We start from the raw sequence: 3,092 nt of genomic DNA on the forward strand, positions 1-3,092 counted from the left end.
TGGTAACAGCCGGGGCACATGTAAACCCCATCCGAAGCAAGACCGAACAGAGAGCGCAAGGCGGCCCGTCTGCTCTCGGGTAGGTCGCTTGAGCCTGCTGGCGACAGCAGGACTAGATAGATGACCATTCAACGACATAACCCGGCTTACCGTTTTGCTCAAATCATTTAAGGGGGCTGTTGCCGAATGCAGATACCAAAGGGCGTCTTTATTCGGCAGCAGCTCTTTTTTCTATTTACATACAAATGAAAAGGGGGAAACTTTATGTTAGAAGGATTTGCATCACTCGTTGGTGTGATCAGCAACGTCATGTACAGTTATCTGCTGATTATCATGCTGCTGGCGGTCGGACTGTATTTCACACTCCGAAGCCGTTTCGTACAGCTCCGTCTGCTTCCGGAATCAATCCGGGTAGTCGGAGAGAAGACGGACAGCAACTCCGTATCCGCATTTCAGGCGTTGATGGTATCGACGGCGAGCCGTGTAGGCACAGGCAATATCGTAGGTGTAGCCAATGCGAAGGTGTAGCCAATGCGATCGCGATTGGCGGTTACGGCGCGGTGTTCTGGATGTGGTTGATTGCGATTGTGGGCGGCGCATCGGCATTTATCGAGAGCACACTGGCGCAGATTTATAAGAAGCGCGACGCGTCCGGCGGAAGCTATGGCGGTCCGTCTTACTATATCGAGGCGGCGCTGAAGAACCGTGCGCTGGGTGTTATCTTCGCGATTGCCCTGATTGCTACTTATGCTGGCGGTTTCAATATGCTGGCGTCCTTTAACCTGATTGATAGTATGTCGAATTACGGTTTTTACCATCAGTTTATGATGGGGGACAAGAGCCTGGTTCCGATGATCGGCGGCGCCATTCTGGCGATTCTGGTCGGCATCTGTATCATGGGCGGCGGAAAACAGATTGTCCGCATTACCGGTGTGCTGGTTCCGTTTATGGGCGTTTTCTACATCTTGATGGCAGTTGCGGTCATGTTCTTAAACATCGGAAGACTACCGGAAGTGTTTGTCAATATCTTCTCCAATGCCTTTGATTTCAAGGCGATCTTCGGCGGATTCGCAGGTTCTGCCATGATGCAGGGAATCAAGAGAGGTCTGTATTCCAACGAGGCGGGTGTTGGTTCTGCACCGAACGCGGCGGCAGCAGCTAATGTCAGCCATCCGGTTAAGCAGGGACTGGTACAGATGCTTTCCGTCTTTATCGATACAATCCTCATCTGTACGGCAACAGCGATGATGTGCCTCTGCACCGGTATCGTTCCGTCCGAAGAACTGAAAGGCGCTCCGTTCGTACAGGAATCTTTGGGAACGGTATTTGGCGTGATTGGACCGTATTTCATTACATTTGCACTTCTTTTGTTTGCATTTACGACACTGCTCGGCAACCTGTTCTACTGTGAGGGATGTCTCAACTACATCGCACGCCGTACGCTGAAAAACAAAGAAATGAACGTGTTCCGCCTGTTTGCGGTGGTAGTTGTCTTCATCGGCGCACAGCTCCAGTTCGGTCTGGTATGGGATCTCGCGGATGTCCTCATGGGTATCATGGCGATCATCAACCTGCCGGTTATCGTGATTCTGGGAAATACAGCGCTCAAATGTCTGGATGATTACCAGGCGCAGAAAAAGGAAGGCAAGAATCCGTGCTTCAAGGCTGAGAGTATCGGGCTGGAAGGTAAGACAGAGTTCTGGAATTAAGATGTTCAAGGGTAGGCATTTTTGGAATCTATAATCTGGAAAATAATAAAAAGCCATGAAATCGCTTATAATCTGTAAATCTACAGAAAAGTCGTTCATGGCTTTTTTGATATTCATTTGATATATTCAGAAGAATCTACAGCGAATACTTCTCATCGCAGTACTGGCAGCGGTATACCTCTTTTTCCTCATCCGCGAGATAGAAGATATGCGGAAGCTCCTGCTCGATCGAGGTAATGCAGCGCGGGTTTTTGCAGTGGATGACATTTGTGATTTTTTTCGGCATCTTGACATCTTTTTTCTCTACGATTTTTCCATCCTTGATGATGTTGATCGTGATACGGTGATCGATGTAGCCGAGCACATCAACATTTACCAGATCAAGGCTGCCGTCGATCTTGATGATGTCCTTGCGTCCCATCTTGCTGCTGCGCGCATTTTTGATGATAGCCACCTGGCAGTCCAGCTTGTCCAGCCCCAGTTTAAAGTAAATATCCATACTGCGTCCTGCCTGGATGTGGTCCAGAACAAAACCTTCTTTTAATCCGCTGATATTTAACATGGTTTTTCCACCTCCAGTAAAGTCATGATCAGAGCCATACGGACGTATACGCCGTACTGGACCTGTTTGAAGTAAGCGGCACGCGGGTCGTTGTCCACCTCAACGGAAATCTCATTGACACGCGGAAGCGGATGGAGCACAAACATATCATCACGGGCAAGCTCCATCTTCTTTTTGTCGAGAATGTAGCAGTCCTTCATACGGATGTAATCTTCCTCGTTGAAGAAACGTTCTCTCTGGACACGTGTCATGTAGAGAATATCAAGCTCCGGCATCGCCTCATCCAGGTTTTCAACCTCTTTGTACTCGATTCCCTTTGCATTCAGTGTATCCTCAATGATATAATCCGGGACGCGCAGTTCCGGCGGGGAAATGAGGACGAAACGGATGCCTGTGTAGCGGGACAGCGCATTGATTAAGGAATGAACCGTGCGTCCGAATTTCAAATCGCCGCACAGACCGACTGTTAAATTGTTCAGGCGTCCTTTTAAAGAACGGATCGTCATCAGATCGGTCAAGGTCTGCGTCGGATGCTGGTGACCGCCGTCGCCGGCATTGATAACCGGGATGGAAGAGTGCAGGGAAGCAACCATCGGCGCACCTTCCTTCGGGTGGCGCATCGCGCAGATATCTGCGAAGCAGGAGATAACGCGGATGGTATCTGCCACACTCTCGCCCTTGGAAGCAGAGCTTGAATCGGCAGAAGCAAAGCCAAGAACCCGTCCCCCTAAGTTCAGCATAGCAGCCTCAAAACTTAAGCGTGTACGGGTGCTTGGCTCATAAAACAGAGTCGCGATTTTCTTTCCGTCGCAGACGTGTGC

The 3,092-nt window shown here is 49.7% G+C and carries 4 protein-coding genes and 1 other RNA gene (1 of these 5 only partly in view); 3 read left to right on the forward strand and 2 right to left on the reverse strand.

Annotated features, from left to right (window positions below; all coding sequences use genetic code 11):
• From rnpB to QVO97_RS07290, 3 genes are all read left to right on the forward strand, one after another.
• An RNA gene (rnpB, locus tag QVO97_RS07285) (RNase P RNA component class A) lies at positions 1-165 on the forward strand; it begins 210 nt to the left of the window's first position.
• A 99-nt stretch (positions 166-264) separates the two neighbouring features.
• Complete coding sequence (locus QVO97_RS12760) at positions 265-528, forward strand: alanine:cation symporter family protein (protein WP_022359699.1); 264 nt, start codon at positions 265-267, stop codon at positions 526-528.
• A 41-nt stretch (positions 529-569) separates the two neighbouring features.
• Positions 570-1,709, forward strand: a complete 1,140-nt coding sequence (locus tag QVO97_RS07290) for an alanine/glycine:cation symporter family protein (protein ID WP_022359700.1) — start codon at positions 570-572, stop codon at positions 1,707-1,709.
• Between the two features lie 136 nt (positions 1,710-1,845).
• Here QVO97_RS07290 and QVO97_RS07295 read toward each other — a convergent pair whose 3' ends face one another.
• A complete protein-coding gene (locus tag QVO97_RS07295; protein ID WP_022359701.1) occupies positions 1,846-2,271 on the reverse strand; it encodes an aspartate carbamoyltransferase regulatory subunit in 426 nt (141 codons plus the stop codon).
• Positions 2,265-3,092, reverse strand: an 828-nt coding sequence (gene pyrB / locus QVO97_RS07300; RefSeq protein ID WP_288189294.1) for an aspartate carbamoyltransferase, incomplete at its 5' end; no start/stop codon positions are given. The genes pyrB and QVO97_RS07295, both read right to left, overlap by 7 nt.

The organism is Clostridium sp. CAG:43 (assembly GCF_000434655.1).
In the GTDB taxonomy this organism is placed as follows: Bacteria; Bacillota; Clostridia; order Lachnospirales; family Lachnospiraceae; genus Otoolea; species Otoolea fessa.